Raw genomic sequence first — 18799 nt, 5'->3', positions numbered from 1 at the left:
ACGTTCATGCCGTCACACTACCAGGCTGATTGGCAGGTAATGATCCACCAGCAGCGCGATGAACAACAGGAACAGGTAGGCGATAGAGTACTTGAAGGTCTTGATCGCCGCATGCGGCCGGCTGTCCTGGTACAGCGCCCACGCCCAGTCGAGGAAGCGTGCGCCCAGGGCCAGGGCGGCCAGCAGGTAGATCAGGCCGCTCATGTGGATGACGAACGGCATCAGGCTAACGGCGAACAGCACCAGCGTATAGAGCAGGATGTGCAACCTGGTGTAACGCTCGCCATGGGTGACCGGCAGCATGGGAATGTCGGCCTTGGCGTACTCGTCCTTGCGGTGCAGGCACAGCGCCCAGAAGTGCGGCGGAGTCCAGGCGAAGATGATCAGCACCAGCAGCAGCGGTTCGGCGGACATCTGCCCGGTCACCGCGACCCAGCCGAGCAGCGGCGGGGCGGCGCCGGCGAGGCCGCCGATGACGATGTTCTGCGGCGTGGCGCGCTTGAGGAAGCCGGTGTACAGCGCGGCGTAGCCGAGCAGCGAGGCCAGCGTCAGCCAGGCGGTCAGCGGATTGGTGAAGGCCAGCAGCACGGCCATCCCGGCCAGCGCCAGCAGCATGGCGAAGCCCAGCGCTGCGCTCGGCGAGACGCGGCCCACCGCCAGCGGGCGCTTGTGGGTGCGCGCCATGATCGAGTCGATGCGCCGGTCCACCACGTGGTTGACCGCCGCCGCCGCGCCGGCGCAGAGGCCGATACCGAGGTTGCCGAAGATCAACACCTGCCAGGCGACGAAGCCGGGGGTGGAGAGCAGCATGCCGATCAGCGAGGTGATCAGCATCAGCAGGACGACCTTGGGCTTGGTCAGTTCCAGATAGTCGCGCCAGCCGGCCTGGCGTGCAGAGCTGAGGGTGGTGGCCATGTGCGTGTCTCCGTTGCGTTATCGGTTGCCGCGCCCCGCCGTCCGCGGCGGGGCAGGCGCATTCAGCCTTGCGAGGGGTACGCCACCGGGCAGGCGCCCGCCTGTGGCGATGACGCGCGCGCTTCGGCAGCCGCGGCGCGCACCCGGTAGTTCACCAGCACCAGCGTCAGCAGCAGCAGCGCGCCGCCGCCGTTGTGCGCCACCGCGACCGGCAGCGGCAGGTGCAGCAGCACGTTGCTGACGCCGAGGCCGATCTGCGCGGCCAGCACCAGCAGGAGCAGCCCGGCGAGCCCGCCGAGACCGTTGCGGCGCAGCTGCCAGGCCAGCGCCAGCAGCACCAGGGTCACGCACAGCGCGCCGAGGCGGTGGGTCACGTGGATCGCGGTGCGCGCGTCGCTGTCGAGCTGGCCGCCGAGGTAGTTCGGGCCGATGTGCTGGGCCAGGTGGAAGCCGTTGGCGAAGTCCATCTGCGGCCACCACTCGCCGTGGCAGGTCGGCAGGTCGATGCAGGCGACCGCCGCGTAGTTGCTGCTCACCCAGCCGCCAAGGGCGATCTGCCCGATCGCCAGGACCAGCGCCGTGCCGGCCAGCACGCGCAGGCGGCGGGGTAGGGCGACGGGAGCGAAGCGGCCGGACAGGCGCAGGCTGAGCAGGAACAGCAGCGCCAGGGTGGTGAAGCCGCCGAGCAGGTGCGCGGTGACCACCTGCGGCCAGAGCTTGAGGGTCACCGTCCACATGCCGAAGGCGGCCTGGGCGATCACCACGCCGAGCAGCAGCAGCGGCAGCTTCAGCGGCTGGCCGTCGCGGCCGCGGCGCGCCAGGGCGTGCACGGCGAGACCGAGGATCAGCAGGCCGAGGCTGCCGGCGAAGTAGCGGTGGATCATCTCGTTCCAGCCCTTCTGCGCTTCCACCGGCGCCTCGGGGAAGTGCATCTCGGCGTGGGCCAGCTGCGCCTCGCTGCTCGGCACGTGGATGAAGCCGTAGCAGCCGGGCCAGTCCGGGCAGCCGAGGCCGGCGTGGGTCAGCCGGGTGTAGGCGCCGAGCAGCACGACGACCAGGGCCAGCGCGGTGGCCAGGGCCGCGAAGAGGAAGCCGGGTTTGCGTATCGCCTGAGTCATTCATCGCCCCCGTTCTTGTTGTTCTTTGGCACCGTTGCCCTTGTAGGAGCGCGCCATGCGCGCGAAGGTCGCGGGCATGGCCCGCTTACGCAAAAAGACGCGCCGGTCTTCAGCCGATATTGGAAAGCTTCAGCAGCAGCTGCAGGTCCTTGAGGATCGGCTTGCCGTCGGTCCCGGCCGGGTAGCGCAGCACCAGGTTGCCGTGCGGGTCGACGATCCACAGCTGCGGCGCCTCGCCGGCCTGCGCCGCCGGCTGCATGGCGTAGCGCTGCAGGCGCGGGTAGTCCTTGCCGAGCAGGGTCTCGAAGTCGGCCGGCAGCGCCTGCGCGGCGGCCAGCGCATGTTCGGCGCGGGAGGCCTCGCGGCCGAGGCCGATGTTGATCTGCCGGGCCAGGTAGACCAGCTCCTGGCAGTCGCTGGCGCAGGCGCCGGGAACGGTGACCAGCAGCTGCCAGCGCTCGCTCGGGGTATCGGCCTGCACGCCGAGGTCCGCCGGCGTCTGCCCGGTGCCGATCAGCTCGCCGTGGTAGCTACGGCCTTCCGGCACCCAGAACTGCAGCTTGTACATGGCGGTGGCCAGCAGCATCGGCCCGAGCACCATGGCGAGGATGAGGATCAGCTGCCAGCGGCCGCGGCGGCGCGCCTGTACGTCATTCATGGTCATGCTTGCGCTCATTGTCGTTGTTCTCCCGTGCGCGTCGGATTCCGAGATAGAGATAAAGGCAGAGCAGGGCGGTCGCCAGGGCGAACCACTGCACCGCGTAGCCGGTATGGCGTTCCGGGGCCATGGCGACCACCGGCCAGGATGTGTCGAAGGCGGCGTCGCCGGCTTCCAGGCGCAGCTCCAGCGGCACCCCGGCAGTGCCGAGCTGCGCCCAGAGCGCGGCGGGCTCGATCTGGGTCAGCAGGCGCGGCCAGCCTTGTCCGGCGTGATCGGCCAGATGCAGCCCGCCGGGCGGCGCGACGTAGACCCAGGCATCCAGCAGGAGAGGGCGGCTGGGCGTGGTGATGGCCGGCGGTACGCGGCGATCCGGCCAGGCGACCCAGCCGCGGTTGACCAGCAGCCAGAGTCCGCTGGCCTGGTCGTGGAATGGCTGCACCACTTCCACCCCGGCCTGGCCGTTGCGGGTGCGGTTGTCGAGCAGGAAGGTGTGCGAAGCGTCGAAGCGGCCCTGCAGGCGGACGCGGGTGTAGGCGGGGTCGGGCATGCCTTCGAGCACCGCAACCGGCTGCGGCTCGGCCGCGCGGCGGGCTTCGGCGGCGGCCAGCAGGGCGCGTTTTTCCTCGGCGCGGGAGAGTTGCCAGGTGCCCAGCCAGACGAGCAGCGGCAACAGCGCCAGGACCACCAGGGTCGGCGCCACTCCCGGCCGGAAGCGGCGGGAGCCTTGCGCGGCGCGGGATGCGCGGTTGCCGAATGCACGCTGGCTATACTGCAAGTCATTCCCCCTCCGGAGTCACGCGATGCTCAAGGCTGCGATCGTCCTGTTACTGCTGGCCACCCTGATCAGTCTGTTCAGTGGCCTGTTCTTCCTGGTCAAGGACGAGGGGCATGGCTCGCGGGTGGTCAACGCACTCACCGTGCGCGTCACCCTGACGGCCCTGACGCTCGCCCTGATCGCCTGGGGTTTCTACTCGGGCCAGCTGGGTAGCCCGGCGCCCTGGCATTTCTAGTTCTTCCCTGGTTCGGTGGATAACCTTGAGGGGTTATCCACCCTACGGCACCGCACCGCTTTTGTAGGAGCGAGCTTGCTCGCGAAGCTCTTGTTCGCCAGCAAGCTGGCTCCTACAGGTTCACAGCACGTACACGAACACGAACAGCCCGATCCACACCACGTCCACGAAGTGCCAGTACCAGGCCGCCGCCTCGAAGCCGAAGTGTTTGTCGGCGTCGAAGTGGCCGCGCAGGATGCGGAACAGCATCACCGTGAGGATGATGGTGCCCATGGTCACGTGGGCGCCGTGGAAGCCGGTGAGCATGAAGAAGGTCGCGCCGTAGATGCCCGAGCCGAGGGTCAGGCCCAGTTCGCTGTAGGCCTCGTGGTACTCGTAGGCCTGCAGAACCAGGAAGGTCGCGCCGAGCAGGATGGTCAGCGCCAGCCAGGCCTTCAGCGGGCCGCGGTGGTTCTTCTTCAGCGCGTGGTGGGCGAAGGTGACGGTGAAGCTCGAGCTGACCAGCAGGATGGTGTTGATCAGCGGCAGGTGCCACGGCGAGATCACTTCCTTCGGCGGCGGGAACAGCTTGGAATCCGGGTTGTTCAGCAGCGGCCACTCGGCCTGGAACTGCGGCCAGAGCATGTGCGAGATGCCGTGGTGGCCCTCGCCGCCGAGCCACGGCACGGCGAAGTGGCGCACGTAGAACAGCGCGCCGAAGAAGGCGGCGAAGAACATCACCTCGGAGAAGATGAACCAGCTCATGCCCCAGCGGAACGAGCGGTCCATCTGTGCGCTGTAGAGGCCGGCGCGGCTTTCCCTGATCACGCTGCCGAACCAGCCGAACAGCAGGTAGGCCATGATCAGTCCGCCGGCGAAGAAGATCCACGGGCCCTTGGACTGCTCGTGGCCGGCGCTGAGGTCGTTCATCCAGGTGCCGACGCCGAACACCGTGACCAGCAGGCCGATGGTGGCGACGATCGGCCACTTGCTCTGGGCGGGAACGTAGTAGGGCTCATGCTGATGTGTCGTCATTCTTGTTGTTCTCCTTGCTGCCCCGGCCCGGTCAGTCGTTGCTGGCGACCGGCGGCTTGCGGGCGGTGATGTCGAACAGCGTGTAGGCGAGCGTCAGGTGGTGCACTTCCTTCGGCAGTTCGCGGTCGACGATGAAGCGCACCGGCATCTCGACGCGTTCCCCCGGCTGCAGCACCTGCTGGGTGAAACAGAAGCATTCGGTCTTGTGGAAGTAGGTGGCCGCCACCGACGGCGCGATGCTCGGGATCGCCTGGGCGGTCATCGGCTTGGCGGTGGGGTTGTGGGCGATGAAGGTCATCTCGTTCACCGCCCCCGGATGCACCACCAGCTCGTCGGACTTCGGCCTGAACTCCCAGACCATGTCGATGTTGTTGTTGGCGACGAACTGCACCTTCACCGCGCGCGCCGTGTCGACCTGCTGCGCACCGGCCTGGTAGGCGCTGCCGGAAGTCTTGCCGTTGATGCCGAGCGCCTTGCACATCACGTCGTAGAGCGGCACCAGGGCGAAGCCGAAGGCGAACATGGCGACCACGGCGATCACCAGCCGGGTCACCAGTTTGCGGGTATCGACGCTGCCGTCACTCATCTCGTAATCCTCTTTTCGTAGGAGCGAGCGTGCTCGCGAACCGCTTGATGCCATGGCCTCCGCAGGGACCCGTTCGCGAGCACGCTCGCTCCTACAACAGCGCTTCTCACTTCACTTCCGGCGGAACGCTGAAGGTGTGGTACGGGGCAGGGGAGGGCACCGTCCACTCCAGGCCTTCGGCGCCGTCCCACGGCTTGGCCGGCGCCTTCGGGCCGCCCTTGATGCACTTGATGACGATGAACAGGAACAGCAGCTGCGTGGTGCCGAACATGAACGCGCCGATCGACGAGACCATGTTGAAGTCGGCGAACTGCAGGTTGTAGTCCGGGATCCGCCGCGGCATGCCGGCCAGGCCGACGAAGTGCATCGGGAAGAACGCCAGGTTCATGCCGATGAAGCTCATCCAGAAGTGCAGCTTGGCCAGCGTCTCGTCGTACATGTGGCCGGTCCATTTCGGCAGCCAGTAGTAGGCCGAGGCGAAGATGCCGAAGATCGCGCCGGGCACCAGCACGTAGTGGAAGTGCGCTACCACGAAGTAGGTGTCCTGGTACTGGAAGTCCGCCGGGGCGATCGCCAGCATCAGCCCGGAGAAGCCGCCGATGGTGAACAGGATGACGAAGGCCACGGCGAACAGCATCGGCGCCTCGAAGGTCATCGAGCCCTGCCACATGGTCGACGCCCAGTTGAACACCTTCACCCCGGTGGGCACGGCGATCAGCATGGTGGCGTACATGAAGAACAGCTCGCCGACCAGCGGGATGCCGACCACGAACATGTGGTGTGCCCACACGATGAAGGACAGGAAGGCGATCGACGCGGTGGCGTAGACCATCGAGGTGTAGCCGAACAGCGGCTTGCGGCTGAACGCCGGGATGATCGAGCTGACCGCGCCGAAGGCCGGCAGGATCATGATGTACACCTCGGGGTGGCCGAAGAACCAGAACACGTGCTGGAACAGCACCGGGTCGCCGCCGCCGGCCGCGCTGAAGAAGCTGGTGCCGAAGTGGATGTCCATCAGCATCATGGTCACGCAGCCCGCCAGCACCGGCATCACCGCGATCAGCAGGAAGGCGGTGATCAGCCAGGTCCAGACGAACAGCGGCATCTTCATCAGGGTCATGCCCGGGGCGCGCAGGTTGAGGATGGTGGCGATCACGTTGATCGCGCCCATGATCGAACTCATGCCCATCAGGTGGATGGCGAAGATGAAGAAGGTGACGCTGGCCGGGGCGAAGGTGGTGGACAGCGGCGCGTAGAAGGTCCAGCCGAAGTTCGGCCCGCCACCCGGCATGAACAGCGTGCTGACCAGCAGGCCGAAGGCCGCCGGCAGCAGCCAGAAGCTGAAGTTGTTCATCCGCGGCAGTGCCATGTCCGGCGCGCCGATCATCAGCGGCACCATCCAGTTGGCCAGGCCGACGAAGGCCGGCATCACCGCGCCGAACACCATCACCAGGCCGTGCATGGTGGTCATCTGGTTGAAGAACTCCGGCTGCACGATCTGCAGGCCCGGCTGGAACAGCTCGGCGCGGATCACCATGGCGAAGGAGCCGCCGAGGAGGAAGGCGCAGAAGCTGAACCACAGGTACATCGTGCCGATGTCCTTGTGGTTGGTGGTCAGGACCCAGCGCATCAGCCCCTTGGCAGGGCCGTGATGGTGGTCCAGGTGCGTGTCGGGATGGTCGATCACGGCAGTCATCACGGCCTCCTTATTGTTGTTTCTGCTTGAAGGCCACCACTTCCTGCGGGGTGACCATGTCGCCGTCGTCGTTGCCCCAGGCGTTGCGCTCGTAGGTGATCACGGCCGCCAGGTCGACTTCCGAAAGCTGCTTGCCGAAGGCCGCCATGGCGGTGCCCTGCACGCCGTTGTAGACGACTTCGAGATGGTGTTCCTTCGGTCCCTTGACCACCTTGGAACCCTTCAGCGCCGGGAACATCGGTGGCAGGCCCTGGCCCTCGGCCTGGTGACAGGCGGCGCAGATGGTGTGGTAGACCTTGTCGCCGCGAGCCATCAGCTCTTCCTTGGTCCACTCCTTGCTGGTCAGCTCCTTCTCCTTCAGCGCCTCCTCCTTGCGCTGGGCCAGCCAGGCGTCGAACTCGGCCTTCGGCTTCACGTCGACCACCACCGGCATGAAGCCGTGGTCCTTGCCGCACAGCTCGGCGCACTGGCCGCGGTAGATGCCGGGCTCGTCGACCTTGGTCCAGGCCTCGTTGACGAAGCCGGGGATGGCGTCGCGCTTGACCGCGAAGGCCGGCACCCACCAGGAGTGGATCACGTCGCTGGCGGTGACCAGGAAGCGCACCTTGACCCCGGCCGGGATCACCAGCGGGTTGTCCACTTCCAGCAGGTAGTGCTCGTCCTTCGGCGCCTTGCCGTGGATCTGCTCCTGCGGGGTGGTCAGGTTGCTGAAGTACTCGACGTCCTGGCCGAGGTACTTGTACTGCCACTTCCACTGGTAGCCGGTGATCTGGATGTCCAGCTCCGGCTCGGAGGTGTCGTACATGTGGATGAGGGTGCGCGTGGCCGGCACCGCCATCACCACCAGGATGAGGAAGGGCACGATGGTCCAGAGGATTTCCACCGTGGTGCTCTCGTGGAAATGCGCCGGCTGCTGCCCGGTGGAGCGGCGGTGGACGACCATCGACCAGAACATCACGCCGAAGACCGCCACGCCGATCACGACGCAGATCCAGAAGATCGTCATGTGCAAGTCGAAGACGTTACGGCTGACCTCGGTTGCTCCCGGCGACATGTTCACCGTCCAGGCGGCCTGCGCCTGAGTGAACGCCATGAGCAAAAGGAAGCCCATCCAGACTCGTGGATGTCGCAACATTCGGGTTCCCCTTATCGTTGTTTTTATCCCGCCGGCATTCGGCGCGGAACCAGGCCCTCACTCCGGAGTTACTGGCTTCGCACACGGCCAACGGCCAAGGAAACGACCGCCAAGACCACAGACTTTGACCGTCAATCCCTCGGCGCGCGCAAGGCTGCCGGGTCCATCAGGTTTATCCGTTCAAGGTCGAGTATAGACACGGCCTGCGACATAACAACTCAGTTTAAAAACGCCCCGGGAAATTCCGAAAGATGCTCTCAAGGCCACGGCCGGCGCGGCTTTGCGCTATAATGGCGTGTAGCCATGATGAGCCATCTGCATAAGCTGCGGGTGATTATGAAAATCTCGTCTTAGCTGCCGGCCGGAGGGCAGCTAGGGTCTTTCTTCCAAATCCGAGTTGTCTTGGAGATGTCATGAATACCGCTGCGTTACGCGAACTGATCCAGCATGCCCACCAGCTCGAGGAGCGCCACGGCTACCTGGCCGCCCTGATCCAGCCGCAACTGGAGCGGCTGCACCCGAGCATCCGCCTGGCCGGCGAGGATGCCTCCGGCGTGCTGAAGCGCTTCGTCCTCGCCTACATCGAACGGGTTCCGGAATTCCTCGACGCCGCCAGCAGCGTGGCCCGCGAGGCCGGGATCGAGGAGCGGATCGGCCCGGTGCTGGCGGTGGCCGAGCAGTTCTTCCTCAACCCGCCGAACCTGCTGGAGGGCCACCGCGGCTTCGACGCCCTGCTCGACGAGGCCTACCTGGCGCATCGCCTGGTGGAAGAGGTGAACGACCGCTACATCGCCCATTTCGGCCAGCCGCTGATCCCGCTGGACACCACGGTGGCGAACCTGGTGGTCCACCAGCTGATCGGCGAGCCGTTCGCCAACCAGCTGGACACCTCGGTGCAGCAGGCGCTGGGCGGAATGATCCACGACGGCCTGTTCGCCAGCCCGGCGGCCCAGGCCTACCGAGCGAGCCTGAGCGACCCGCAGGTCGCCAACGCCTGGCGGCAGTGGCCGTGCATGTCGCGGCAGCTGGGGATCGAGCTGAATCTGCGCTGATGAGTCGGCCGCGGGGCGGTCGCGGGCATGGCCCGCTCCTACGCGGTTTCCATTGGGCGTCCGGGTAGGGCGGATAACGCGACAGCGTTATCCGCCATTCCACTACAGGCTGTCAGCGCGGCGAGTAGCGCGGCTTGGGCGTCGCCACGGGGATCGTGCCCTCGCCGTCGAGCGGGCGGAAGCGGCCCTGTTCGGCGTCGTAGGCCTTGATCACGCTGGTCTCGATGTCATAGACCCAGCCGTGGATGCACAGCTGGCCGCTGGCCAGGCGCGCCGCCACGGACGGGTGGGTCTTCAGGTGATCGAGCTGGGCCACCACGTTTTCCTCGGTGAGGATGCCCAGGTGCTCCTGCGTCGCGCAGCCACAGGTCTGCGCCACCACGGTGCGCGCCACCTCGGCGTGGCGCAGCCAGGCCTTCACCGTCGGCATGCTTTCCAGGGTCTGCGGGTTCAGCACCGCCTTCATCGCGCCGCAGTCGGAGTGGCCGCAGATGATGATGTGCTGCACGCCCAGCGCCATCACCGCGAACTCGATGGCGGTGGAAACGCCGCCGTTCATCTGCCCGTAAGGCGGAACCACGTTGCCGACGTTGCGGGTGACGAAGAGGTCGCCCGGCGAGCTGTGGGTGATCAGCTCCGGGACGATGCGCGAATCCGCGCAGGTGATGAACATCGCCCGCGGGTTCTGTTCATGGGCCAGCTTCTTGAACAGTTCCTCCTGCTGCGGGAACACCTCCTGGCGGAAGTGCCGGAAGCCCTCGACGATCCGCCGCAGCGCCTCGTCCGCGCTCTCGTGGGCCTGCTCACCGTGCGTTTTATCGTTCATGTATCAGCCTCGAAGAATGACGACGAATTTTCCTATGCTGCCGACGATCTACCCCCAGGGATAAGACACAAAAAATCTGACATGAGCGGTAGGACATGACCGCTCGAACCCTTATGCAGCGTCCGCCATGAAGCCAATATGACAGCGCTTCATGGCGAATCGGCAAAAGCCGGATATCCGGCGGGGCAGGCGGATCAGATGCCGGCGCGGGCGGGCATGATGTGCGGGCTGTAGCCGGCGTCCGGCGGAATGCAGAGGTGCCTGACTCCGTCGATATCCTGCAGCCAGGGCTCGACGCTGACGATCCTGCGCTGGCGGGCGGCCTGCAGCGCCTGCTCCAGGTTGGCGGATTCGCCGAGCATGCGCAGGTTCTGCGACGTGGCCGGCACCAGGGTGTAACGGCCGGCGTCCGCCTCGGCCAGCGCGTCGGCGGGAGTTGTCCACAGCGAGTCGACCGCCTCGCTGCCGTCATGCAGGGCCAACTGGTCGGCCGGCGCCACTGCCGCGAAGAACCAGGTGTCGAAGCGCTTGGGCATGAAGGCCGGGGTGATCCAGTGGGCGAAGGGCACCATCAGGTCCACTGCCAGCTCCAGGTCCTCGGCCTCGACCAGTTCGGCGATGTCGGCGGCATCGCGGTCCAGCCGCTGCCGCCAGCGCTCGACGATGGGCGCCAGCTGCGCCGCCGAGAGCAGCTCCGTTTCGCCGCGCCGGCGCGCCAGCAGCACCCCGCATTCCTCGAACGCCTCGCGGATGCCGGCGATGCGGAAGGCCAGTTCCTCGTCCGAACACCGTTCCGCTCCGCTGCAGCGGGCGCGCAGGGCCGGATCGGCGTCCGCCCGCTCCAGCTTGCCGCCGGGAAACACCAGGGCGCCGGAGCAGAAATCGATCTGGTGATTGCGCACCACCATGAACACCTCCAGCCCGCTTTCGGCCGCCGGGGCGGGTCGCAGCAGCAGGACGGTGGTGGCGGGGCGTACGGCGACGGGGGAATCGGTCATCTCGGGTACCTGTTCTTGTTCTTCTGGATTCCCCCGAGCTTACGGGGCGGTGCGAGACGCTGCACAGCGGGATTTTGGCCAAAGTCGGGGTTTCACCTGCCCGAAATACCATCATTTCCAGGACGCTCCTGCGTCCAGCCGGGAGTTTTTCGCGGGCATGGCCCGCTTCCTACAGGGTTACGCCTTGCTCTTCGTAGGAGCGGGCCATGCCCGCGACCTCAATCAGAACAGCGCCATCTGGCTATTCGGCGGCGCAAAGGCGCCGCAATCCAGCTGGACGCTTTCCCGGCGATCCAGCCCCAGCCGCCTCATCGCCACCGCGAAGCGCCGTGCCAGCAACTCGGCGAACGGGCCCTCGCCGCTGAAGCGCTTGCCGAAGCGGCTGTCGTAGATCTCGCCGCCGCGGCACTGGCGGATCAGGCTCATGACATGGTTCGCCCGCTGCGGGTAGTGCGCCTGCAGCCATTCCTCGAACAGCGGGCCGACTTCCCGCGGCAGGCGCAGCAGCATGTAGCTGGCGCTGCGCGCGCCGGCGGCGTGGGCGGCTTCCAGCAGGCTTTCCAGCTCGCGGTCGTTGATCATCGGGATCATCGGCGCGCACAGCACACCCACCGGCACGCCCGCCCCACTCAGCACGCGGATCGCCCGCAGGCGTGCGGAAGGCGCGGCGGCGCGGGGTTCGAGGATGCGTTTCAGCTCGTCGTCCAGCGTGGTCAGGCTGATGAACACCCGCACCAGCCGCCGGCTGGCCAGTTCGGCGAGCAGGTCGAGATCGCGCAGGATCAGCGAGCCCTTGGTGACGATGGTCACGGGATGGCGGAAACGCAGCAGCACCTCCAGAACGCCACGGGTCAGGCGCTGCTGGCGCTCGATCGGCTGGTAGGGATCGGTGTTGGCGCCGAGGTTGATCGGTGCGCAGACGTAGCCCGGCTTGCTCAATTCCTGTTCCAGCACCTGGACGGCATTGGTCTTGGCGATCAGCCGGGTCTCGAAGTCGATGCCCGGCGACAGGTCCCAATACGCATGGCTGGGCCGCGCATAACAGTAGATGCAGCCGTGCTCGCAGCCGCGATAGGGATTGATCGAGCGGTCGAAGGGAATGTCCGGCGACTGGTTGCGGGCGATGATGGTCCTGGCGATCTCCATCCGCACCTCGGTGGGCCGGGCCGGCGGGACTTCGTCCTGCCAGTCGTTATCCACAGGCACGGAGCGGGTCGGCGCATAGCGGTTGTGCGGATTGCTGCCGGTGCCACGGCCGCGTGGCGGGAGGGAGGCGGTCATGGGAAATCTTCGAAACGATTACTGTATATAGATACAGTAATCCACGGAGTTTTCCACAGCCAGGGGCAGGTGCCGGATGGTCATGCGCGGGGTGGATATAACCCGCCATGCCGGAATGGCCCCGCAATGGTGGATGAAAAAAACCTCATCCATCCTACACACGCCCCACCGTAGGAGCGGGCCATGCCCGCGACAAAACAGGCGCACAACACTCACAGCACCAGGCTGAACACCCAGTACAACCCCGCCGCCAGCCCGATCGCCGCCGGCAGGGTCAGCACCCAGGCCAGCAGCATGTTGCGGATGGTGGCGAACTGCAGGCCGCTGCCGTTGGCGACCATGCTCCCCGCCACGCCGGAGGACAGCACGTGGGTGGTCGATACCGGCAGGCCGTAGGTGTCCGCCGCGCCTATGGTGAGCATGGCGGTGAGCTGCGCGGCGGCGCCCTCGGCGTAGGTCAGCGGCTCCTTGCCGATGCCTTCGCCGACCGTGGTGACGATGCGCCGCCAGCCGACCAGGGTCCCCAGGCCGAGCGCCAGGGCCACGGCCACCTTGACCCACAGCGGGATGAAGCGGATCACCGATTCGCCGCGGGCGCGCAGGGCCTGCAGGCTGCTCCAGGTCTCCACGTCGAACTGGCTGTCGGTGTGGTCGAGCAGGCGGATGGTCTCGACGACCAGGTAGAGGTCGTCGTGCAGCGCCTGGATTTCCGCCGCGGGCACGTCCGCCAGGCTGGGGTGGAGCTGCAGCTTGCGTTCGATACCCCGCAACTCGGCGGCCAGCGCCGGCAGCGTCTGCGGCGAAAGGGTCTCGGTCCGCTGGTAGTCGAGCAGCGCCTGTTTCGGATCGGCCGGCGGCTCGTGCGGCGCGATCCGATGCAGCTGCTGTTCGCTGCCCTGCACCAGGGCGATCAGCTGCTGCGACTGTTCCGCCGGCTGCGCGCGGTCGATGGCGAAGGCCAGCGGCGCGGTGGCTATGAGGATCAGCATGATCAGGCCGATGCCCTTCTGCCCGTCGTTGGAGCCGTGGGCGAAGGAGACCCCGGTGCAGGTCAGGATCAGCAGCCCGCGAATCCACCAGGGCGGAGGCGTGCGGCCCTCCGGCGCGCGGAACAGCGCCGGGTTGCGCACCAGGAAACGCAGCACCCGCACCAGCAGCGCGGTGCCGGCGAAGCCCACCAGCGGCGACAGCAGCAGCGCGTAGCCGACCGTCTTCAGCTGCGCCCAGGCGCCGCCGCTGATGCCCAGGTGGCCGTCCAGCGCGCCGTGCATCAGGGCAATGCCGACGATGGAGCCGATCAGCGTGTGCGAGGAGGACACCGGCAGCCCCAGCCACCAGGTGCCGAGGTTCCACAGGATGGCGGCGATCAGCAGGGCGAAGATCATCGCCAGCCCGCTGTTGCTGCCCACCTGCAGCAGCAGGTCGACCGGCAGCAGGGCGACGATGCCGAACGCTACCGCGCCGCTGGAAAGCAGCACGCCGAGAAAGTTGCAGAAGCCCGACCAGCCCACCGCCACCCGCGGCGGCAGGGCGTTGGTGTAGATCACCGTGGCCACCGCGTTGGCGGTGTCGTGGAAGCCGTTGATGAATTCGAAGCCGAGGGCGATCAGCAGCGCCACGCAGAGCACCACCAGCGGCAGGCCCATGCGGATTTCCTGGCCGCTGGCGAGGATGTCGGCGGCGAGGTTGCCGAAGCAGAAGACCAGGCTGGCGCCGAGCAGCAGGAAGAACACCACCTGGCCCTTCGGCCCGGCCTTTTCCCGCAGCACGGGGCTGATCGGCAGCTGCGTCAGGCGGGCGGCGCGCATCGCCGCGAGCATGCCGTAGCGATCAAGCACGGTGGTCGGGCTCCATCCGCCGGGGTGACTGGAACGGCTGTAGCGAGCCCGCGCGCAAGCGCACGGGCGATGGACAGGGCTGGCCAATCACAGTGGGTTCTCCTTGACGATGCATACAGCCTAGCTGCCCGTCGGGCAGGTGTCGGGCGGATGGTCGCGCAGCTTATGCGGGCGTCGGGGGCACCTCATTGATTCAGGACGGAGAAAGCCACCCTAGCTCTGCGCCAGCGCCTCGATGAAACGCTCCAGCACCAGGTTCGGCCTGCGGCCCTTGCGGGTCACCACGGTGAGCGGGATGTCGTAGTGGAAGCGTTGCGGCTGCAGGGCGCGCATGCGGCCCTGGGCGACCCAGTCGGCGGCGTAGTGGTCGGGCAGGTAGCCGATGTAGCTGCCGGTGAGGATGAGGAAGGCCATGCCTTCGCGGTCCGACGCGCCGGCGCTGCTGTTGAGTTCCTGGTGGCGCTCCTGGGCGTCCGCCGGCAGCCGGTAGCTCGGCGCCACCGCGTCGCTGGCGCGGATCTCCTGCACCTCGATCTCGCCGTCGTCGCGCGCGAACAGCGGATGCTCGCGGCTGCAGAACAGCAGCGAGCGCTCGTCGTACAGCGGCGAATACTCCAGCCCCGACAACGGGCTGATCAGCGGCACCACGCCGACGTGCAGGTGGCCGTCGAGCACGCCCAGTTCGATCTCGCTCGGCGTGGTCATGCCGATGTTGATGCGCACCCCGGGGCCGCTTTCCTTGAGTGCGCGCAGGGCGTTGGTGATGCGCATCTGCGGCAGGGTCACGAGGTTGTTGATGATGCCGATGTTCAGCTCGCCGCGCAGGTGCCGGTGCAGGTCGTTGACCTCGGCGCGGAAGCCCTCCAGCGCCGCCAGCAGCGACTGGGTGGCGCGGTACACCTCGCGGCCCTCGTCGGTCAGGGCGAAGCCGGCGCGGCCGCGCTGGCACAGGCGCATGCCCAGGCGCTTCTCCAGGTCGCCCATGTGCAGGCTGATCGCCGAGCGGCTGATGCCGAGGGTGCTTTCGGCGGCGGAAAAGCTGCCGCACTCGACGATGGTCTTGAATATCCGCAGCAGACGGATTTCGAAGTCGCTGACCTGGCCCAGGCCGGGCGTGCGGGATTTCGCCATTTTGTTTAACCGTTTCGAAACTGAGCGTGAGAAAAATTGGCTTTAACTCACCTTAACTCAGGATCATTCTCGACGCATCACCTCCCGCCAGGGAGCCCGACAAGAAAAGCCATCGAGGACCTGTCGATGAACCAGCAAGTCAACGTCGCACCGTCGGTCGCCAGCGAACTCAACCTGCGCGCCCACTGGATGCCCTTCAGCGCCAACCGCAACTTCCACAAGGACCCGCGGATCATCGTCGCCGCCGAAGGCAGCTGGCTGATCGACGACAAGGGCCGCCGCATCTTCGACAGCCTCTCCGGCCTGTGGACCTGCGGCGCCGGTCACTCGCGCAAGGAAATCCAGGAAGCCGTGGCCAGGCAGCTCGGCACCCTCGACTACTCCCCGGGCTTCCAGTACGGCCACCCGCTGTCCTTCCAGCTGGCCGAGAAGATCGCCCAGCTCACCCCCGGCAGCCTCGACCACGTGTTCTTCACCGGCTCGGGCTCGGAAAGCGCCGACACCTCGGTGAAGATGGCCCGCGCCTACTGGCGCCTGAAAGGCCAGCCGCAGAAGACCAAGCTGATCGGCCGCGCCCGTGGCTACCACGGCGTGAACGTCGCCGGCACCGCGCTGGGCGGCATCGGCGGCAACCGCAAGATGTTCGGCCAGCTGATGGACGTCGACCACCTGCCGCACACCCTGCAGCCGCACCTGGCCTTCACCAGGGGCATGGCCGAGACCGGCGGCGTGGAGCTGGCCAACGAACTGCTCAAGCTGATCGAACTGCATGACGCCTCCAACATCGCCGCAGTGATCGTCGAGCCGATGTCCGGTTCCGCCGGCGTCATCGTGCCGCCGCAGGGCTACCTGCAGCGCCTGCGCGAAATCTGCGACCAGCACAACATCCTGCTGATCTTCGACGAAGTGATCACCGCCTTCGGCCGCATGGGGCGCAACACCGGCGCGGAATACTTCGGCGTCACCCCGGACATCATGAACGTCGCCAAGCAGGTCACCAACGGCGCCATCCCGATGGGCGCGGTGATCGCCAGCAGCGAGATCTACGACACCTTCATGGGCCAGAACCTGCCGGAGCACGGCATCGAGTTCACCCACGGCTACACCTACTCCGCGCACCCGGTCGCCTGCGCCGCCGGCCTCGCCGCCCTGGACATCCTCGAGAAGGAAAACCTGGTGCAGCAGTCCGCCGAACTGGCGCCGCACTTCGAGAAGGCCATCCACGGCCTGAAGGGCAGCAAGCACATCGTCGACATCCGCAACTGCGGCCTGGCCGGCGCCCTGCAGCTCGCCCCGCGCGACGGCGACGCCGGTATCCGCCCGTTCGAGGCCGGCATGGCGCTGTGGAAGGCCGGCTTCTACGTGCGCTTCGGCGGCGACTGCCTGCAGTTTGGCCCGCCGTTCAACGCCAGGCCGGAAGAGCTGGACCGCCTGTTCGACGCGGTCGGCGAAGCCCTCGACGGGGTGGCCTGATGAGCGCGCGCCCGCAGGCCGTGCCCACGGTACAGATCGACAACGACAAGGTCCTGGTCACCGAGTGGCGCTTCGCCCCCGGTGCCGAGACCGGCTGGCACCGCCACGGCATGGAGTACGTGGTGGTCCCGGTGACGGGCGGCGAGCTGCTGCTGGAAACCCCCGAGGGTGAAAGGCGCGCGCCGCTGGTCCTCGGCCAGAGCTACACGCGGCAGATCGGTACCGAGCACAACGTGATCAATCCGTGCGACCACGAAGTGGCCTTTATCGAGATCGAACTCAAGTAGCGCCAATCACACACCGAACAGTCCCCTCTTCCTCCGGGAGAGGGGCAGGGTGAGGGCTTGCCCCCGCTCCGTATCCCATTCAGCGAGAAGAGACACGAACGATGACCACCCTCAAGCACCTGATCGGCGGCGAGCTGTTCGCCGACTCCGGCCGCTCGGCCTCCGTCTTCAACCCGTCCACCGGCGAAGCCATCCGCCAGGTTCCGCTGGCCAGCCGCGAGACCGTGCAGCAGGCCATCGACGCCGCCACGGCCGCCTTCCCGGCCTGGCGCAAAACCCCGCCGGCCAAGCGCGCGCAGGTGCTGTTCCGCTTCAAGCAGCTGCTGGAAGCCAACGAGCAGCGCATCGTCCAGCTGATCAGCGAAGAACATGGCAAGACCATCGAGGACGCCGCCGGCGAGCTGAAGCGCGGCATCGAGAACGTCGAATACGCCTGCGCCGCCCCGGAAATCCTCAAGGGCGAGTACAGCCGCAACGTCGGCCCGAACATCGACGCCTGGAGCGACTTCCAGCCGATCGGCGTGGTCGCCGGCATCACCCCCTTCAACTTCCCGGCCATGGTGCCGCTGTGGATGTATCCGCTGGCCATCGCCTGCGGCAACACCTTCATCCTCAAGCCGTCCGAGCGTGACCCGAGCTCGACCCTGCTGATCGCCCAGCTGTTCGAGGAAGCCGGCCTGCCCAAGGGCGTGCTGAACGTGGTGCACGGCGACAAGGAAGCCGTGGACGCGCTGATCGAGGCGCCGGAAGTGAAGGCCCTGAGCTTCGTCGGCTCGACCCCGATCGCCGAGTACATCTATTCCGAGGGCACCAAACGCGGCAAGCGCGTGCAGGCCCTGGGCGGCGCCAAGAACCACGCCGTGCTGATGCCCGACGCCGACCTCGACAACGCCGTCAACGCGCTGATGGGCGCGGCCTACGGCTCCTGCGGCGAGCGCTGCATGGCCATCTCCGTGGCCGTGTGCGTGGGCGACCAGATCGCCGATGCGCTGGTGCAGAAGATCGTCCCGCAGATCAAGGCCCTGAAGATCGGCGCCGGCACCAACTGCGGCCTGGACATGGGCCCGCTGGTCACCGGCGCGGCGCAGGCCAAGGTCACCGGCTACATCGACAGCGGCGTCGAGCAGGGCGCCCAGCTGCTGGTGGATGGCCGCGGCTACAAGGTCGCCGGCCACGAGAACGGCTTCTTCATCGGCGGCACCCTGTTCGACCGCGTCACCCCGGAGATGACCATCTACCAGGAAGAAATCTTCGGCCCGGTGCTGTGCATCGTCCGCGTGAACAGCCTCGAAGCAGCCATGCAGCTGATCAACGACCACGAATACGGCAACGGCACCTGCATCTTCACCCGCGACGGTGAAGCCGCCCGCCTGTTCTGCGACGAGATCGAAGTCGGCATGGTCGGCGTCAACGTGCCGCTGCCGGTGCCGGTGGCCTACCACAGCTTCGGCGGCTGGAAGCGTTCGCTGTTCGGCGACCTCCACGCCTACGGCCCGGACGGCGTGCGCTTCTACACCCGGCGCAAGGCCATCACCCAGCGCTGGCCGCAGCGCGCGACGCACGAAGCCGCGCAGTTCGCCTTCCCCAGCAACGGCTGAGGCTGACTGAAAAAGGCATGGTCGTTCCCGACCATGCCTTTTTTCTTTTCACCACCCCATCGACGGCGATCCGCGCATCGCCTGGGCCCCGGCCGCGCCCGCCACAAGCGAACGGCCGACCACTGTAGGCATCGGGTGCCGCTATGTCCGGCAGCCCGGGTGTCATGGAAGCAACACCCT

18 protein-coding genes are annotated in these 18799 nt (G+C 67.0%); 5 read left to right on the top strand and 13 right to left on the bottom strand.

The annotated features are described in order from the left end of the window. Positions 1-12 precede the first annotated feature (12 nt). The 4 genes from cyoE to BLR75_RS05920 form a co-directional block, all read right to left on the bottom strand. Positions 13-915, bottom strand: coding sequence for a heme o synthase (cyoE, locus tag BLR75_RS05935; protein ID WP_084311446.1), 903 nt, complete (start codon positions 913-915; stop codon positions 13-15). A 62-nt stretch (positions 916-977) separates the two neighbouring features. Continuing rightward, complete coding sequence (locus BLR75_RS05930) at positions 978-2033, bottom strand: COX15/CtaA family protein (protein ID WP_084311447.1); 1056 nt, start codon at positions 2031-2033, stop codon at positions 978-980. A 109-nt stretch (positions 2034-2142) separates the two neighbouring features. Continuing rightward, positions 2143-2709, bottom strand: a complete 567-nt coding sequence (locus BLR75_RS05925) for a hypothetical protein (protein WP_084311448.1) — start codon at positions 2707-2709, stop codon at positions 2143-2145. Continuing rightward, the gene (locus tag BLR75_RS05920) at positions 2684-3469 is read right to left on the bottom strand and encodes an SURF1 family protein (protein WP_084311449.1); all 786 of its coding nucleotides are present in this window, start codon (positions 3467-3469) and stop codon (positions 2684-2686) included. The genes BLR75_RS05925 and BLR75_RS05920 overlap by 26 nt, the downstream gene beginning before the upstream one ends. A gap of 25 nt (positions 3470-3494) precedes the next feature. Here BLR75_RS05920 and BLR75_RS05915 point away from each other — a divergent pair, with 25 nt between their 5' ends. After that, positions 3495-3704, top strand: coding sequence for a twin transmembrane helix small protein (locus tag BLR75_RS05915; RefSeq protein WP_084311450.1), 210 nt, complete (start codon positions 3495-3497; stop codon positions 3702-3704). Between the two features lie 120 nt (positions 3705-3824). Here BLR75_RS05915 and BLR75_RS05910 read toward each other — a convergent pair whose 3' ends face one another. The 4 genes from BLR75_RS05910 to coxB all read right to left on the bottom strand — a co-directional run bounded on the left by BLR75_RS05910 (position 3825) and on the right by coxB (position 8135). Further along, positions 3825-4718, bottom strand: coding sequence for a cytochrome c oxidase subunit 3 (locus BLR75_RS05910; protein WP_084311451.1), 894 nt, complete (start codon positions 4716-4718; stop codon positions 3825-3827). A 31-nt stretch (positions 4719-4749) separates the two neighbouring features. Further along, positions 4750-5304 (bottom strand): cytochrome c oxidase assembly protein, encoded by a 555-nt coding sequence (locus BLR75_RS05905; protein WP_084311452.1) that lies wholly within the window; start codon positions 5302-5304, stop codon positions 4750-4752. Between the two features lie 106 nt (positions 5305-5410). Next, positions 5411-7000 carry a cytochrome c oxidase subunit I gene (gene ctaD / locus BLR75_RS05900; protein WP_084311453.1) on the bottom strand — a complete coding sequence of 530 codons (1590 nt, stop codon included), beginning with the start codon at positions 6998-7000 and terminating at the stop codon, positions 5411-5413. Between the two features lie 10 nt (positions 7001-7010). Continuing rightward, positions 7011-8135, bottom strand: a complete 1125-nt coding sequence (gene coxB, locus BLR75_RS05895; RefSeq protein WP_084311454.1) for a cytochrome c oxidase subunit II — start codon at positions 8133-8135, stop codon at positions 7011-7013. 413 nt (positions 8136-8548) lie between these two features. On the opposite strand from coxB, the gene BLR75_RS05890 reads away from it, so the two are divergent. Next, on the top strand, positions 8549-9187 hold the full coding sequence (locus BLR75_RS05890; RefSeq protein ID WP_084311455.1) for a hypothetical protein: 639 nt from the start codon (positions 8549-8551) through the stop codon (positions 9185-9187). 112 nt (positions 9188-9299) lie between these two features. Here BLR75_RS05890 and BLR75_RS05885 read toward each other — a convergent pair whose 3' ends face one another. From BLR75_RS05885 to BLR75_RS05865, 5 genes are all read right to left on the bottom strand, one after another. Next, positions 9300-10013, bottom strand: coding sequence for a carbonic anhydrase (locus tag BLR75_RS05885; RefSeq protein ID WP_084311456.1), 714 nt, complete (start codon positions 10011-10013; stop codon positions 9300-9302). Positions 10014-10207: 194 nt separating this feature from the next. Next, positions 10208-11011 carry an NUDIX hydrolase gene (locus tag BLR75_RS05880; protein ID WP_084311457.1) on the bottom strand — a complete coding sequence of 268 codons (804 nt, stop codon included), beginning with the start codon at positions 11009-11011 and terminating at the stop codon, positions 10208-10210. 222 nt (positions 11012-11233) lie between these two features. Further along, positions 11234-12292, bottom strand: a complete 1059-nt coding sequence (locus BLR75_RS05875) for a PA0069 family radical SAM protein (RefSeq protein ID WP_084311458.1) — start codon at positions 12290-12292, stop codon at positions 11234-11236. Positions 12293-12504: 212 nt separating this feature from the next. Then, on the bottom strand, positions 12505-14100 hold the full coding sequence (locus BLR75_RS05870; protein ID WP_371858121.1) for an inorganic phosphate transporter: 1596 nt from the start codon (positions 14098-14100) through the stop codon (positions 12505-12507). 243 nt (positions 14101-14343) lie between these two features. Continuing rightward, positions 14344-15261, bottom strand: a complete 918-nt coding sequence (locus BLR75_RS05865; RefSeq protein ID WP_084311460.1) for a LysR family transcriptional regulator — start codon at positions 15259-15261, stop codon at positions 14344-14346. A gap of 126 nt (positions 15262-15387) precedes the next feature. On the opposite strand from BLR75_RS05865, the gene aptA reads away from it, so the two are divergent. The 3 genes from aptA (at position 15388) to BLR75_RS05850 (ending at position 18619) form a co-directional block, all read left to right on the top strand. Further along, positions 15388-16734, top strand: coding sequence for an omega-aminotransferase AptA (gene aptA, locus BLR75_RS05860; protein WP_084311461.1), 1347 nt, complete (start codon positions 15388-15390; stop codon positions 16732-16734). Continuing rightward, entirely contained in the window at positions 16734-17021 is a 288-nt protein-coding gene (locus BLR75_RS05855; protein ID WP_084311462.1) for a cupin domain-containing protein, read from the top strand. Before aptA ends, BLR75_RS05855 begins: the two co-directional genes overlap by 1 nt. 101 nt (positions 17022-17122) lie before the next feature. Then, complete coding sequence (locus BLR75_RS05850) at positions 17123-18619, top strand: CoA-acylating methylmalonate-semialdehyde dehydrogenase (protein WP_084311463.1); 1497 nt, start codon at positions 17123-17125, stop codon at positions 18617-18619. The last annotated feature ends 180 nt before the right edge of the window (positions 18620-18799 follow it).

Origin of the sequence: Pseudomonas jinjuensis, from assembly GCF_900103845.1 — a bacterium.
GTDB lineage: Bacteria > Pseudomonadota > Gammaproteobacteria > Pseudomonadales > Pseudomonadaceae > Pseudomonas > Pseudomonas jinjuensis.
Note: the sequence above shows the minus strand (reverse complement) of the source record. Positions and strands in the feature narration are given on the sequence as shown.

Coding starts and splice junctions, on each gene's coding strand:
- cyoE (WP_084311446.1), bottom strand. CDS start 915: ATGGCCACCACCCTCAGCTCTGCACGCCAGGCCGGCTGGCGCGACTAT.
- BLR75_RS05930 (WP_084311447.1), bottom strand. CDS start 2,033: ATGACTCAGGCGATACGCAAACCCGGCTTCCTCTTCGCGGCCCTGGCC.
- BLR75_RS05925 (WP_084311448.1), bottom strand. CDS start 2,709: ATGAGCGCAAGCATGACCATGAATGACGTACAGGCGCGCCGCCGCGGC.
- BLR75_RS05915 (WP_084311450.1), top strand. CDS start 3,495: ATGCTCAAGGCTGCGATCGTCCTGTTACTGCTGGCCACCCTGATCAGT.
- BLR75_RS05910 (WP_084311451.1), bottom strand. CDS start 4,718: ATGACGACACATCAGCATGAGCCCTACTACGTTCCCGCCCAGAGCAAG.
- BLR75_RS05905 (WP_084311452.1), bottom strand. CDS start 5,304: ATGAGTGACGGCAGCGTCGATACCCGCAAACTGGTGACCCGGCTGGTG.
- ctaD (WP_084311453.1), bottom strand. CDS start 7,000: ATGACTGCCGTGATCGACCATCCCGACACGCACCTGGACCACCATCAC.
- coxB (WP_084311454.1), bottom strand. CDS start 8,135: ATGTTGCGACATCCACGAGTCTGGATGGGCTTCCTTTTGCTCATGGCG.
- BLR75_RS05890 (WP_084311455.1), top strand. CDS start 8,549: ATGAATACCGCTGCGTTACGCGAACTGATCCAGCATGCCCACCAGCTC.
- BLR75_RS05885 (WP_084311456.1), bottom strand. CDS start 10,013: ATGAACGATAAAACGCACGGTGAGCAGGCCCACGAGAGCGCGGACGAG.
- BLR75_RS05880 (WP_084311457.1), bottom strand. CDS start 11,011: ATGACCGATTCCCCCGTCGCCGTACGCCCCGCCACCACCGTCCTGCTG.
- BLR75_RS05875 (WP_084311458.1), bottom strand. CDS start 12,292: ATGACCGCCTCCCTCCCGCCACGCGGCCGTGGCACCGGCAGCAATCCG.
- BLR75_RS05870 (WP_371858121.1), bottom strand. CDS start 14,100: ATGCGCGCCGCCCGCCTGACGCAGCTGCCGATCAGCCCCGTGCTGCGG.
- BLR75_RS05865 (WP_084311460.1), bottom strand. CDS start 15,261: ATGGCGAAATCCCGCACGCCCGGCCTGGGCCAGGTCAGCGACTTCGAA.
- aptA (WP_084311461.1), top strand. CDS start 15,388: ATGAACCAGCAAGTCAACGTCGCACCGTCGGTCGCCAGCGAACTCAAC.
- BLR75_RS05855 (WP_084311462.1), top strand. CDS start 16,734: ATGAGCGCGCGCCCGCAGGCCGTGCCCACGGTACAGATCGACAACGAC.
- BLR75_RS05850 (WP_084311463.1), top strand. CDS start 17,123: ATGACCACCCTCAAGCACCTGATCGGCGGCGAGCTGTTCGCCGACTCC.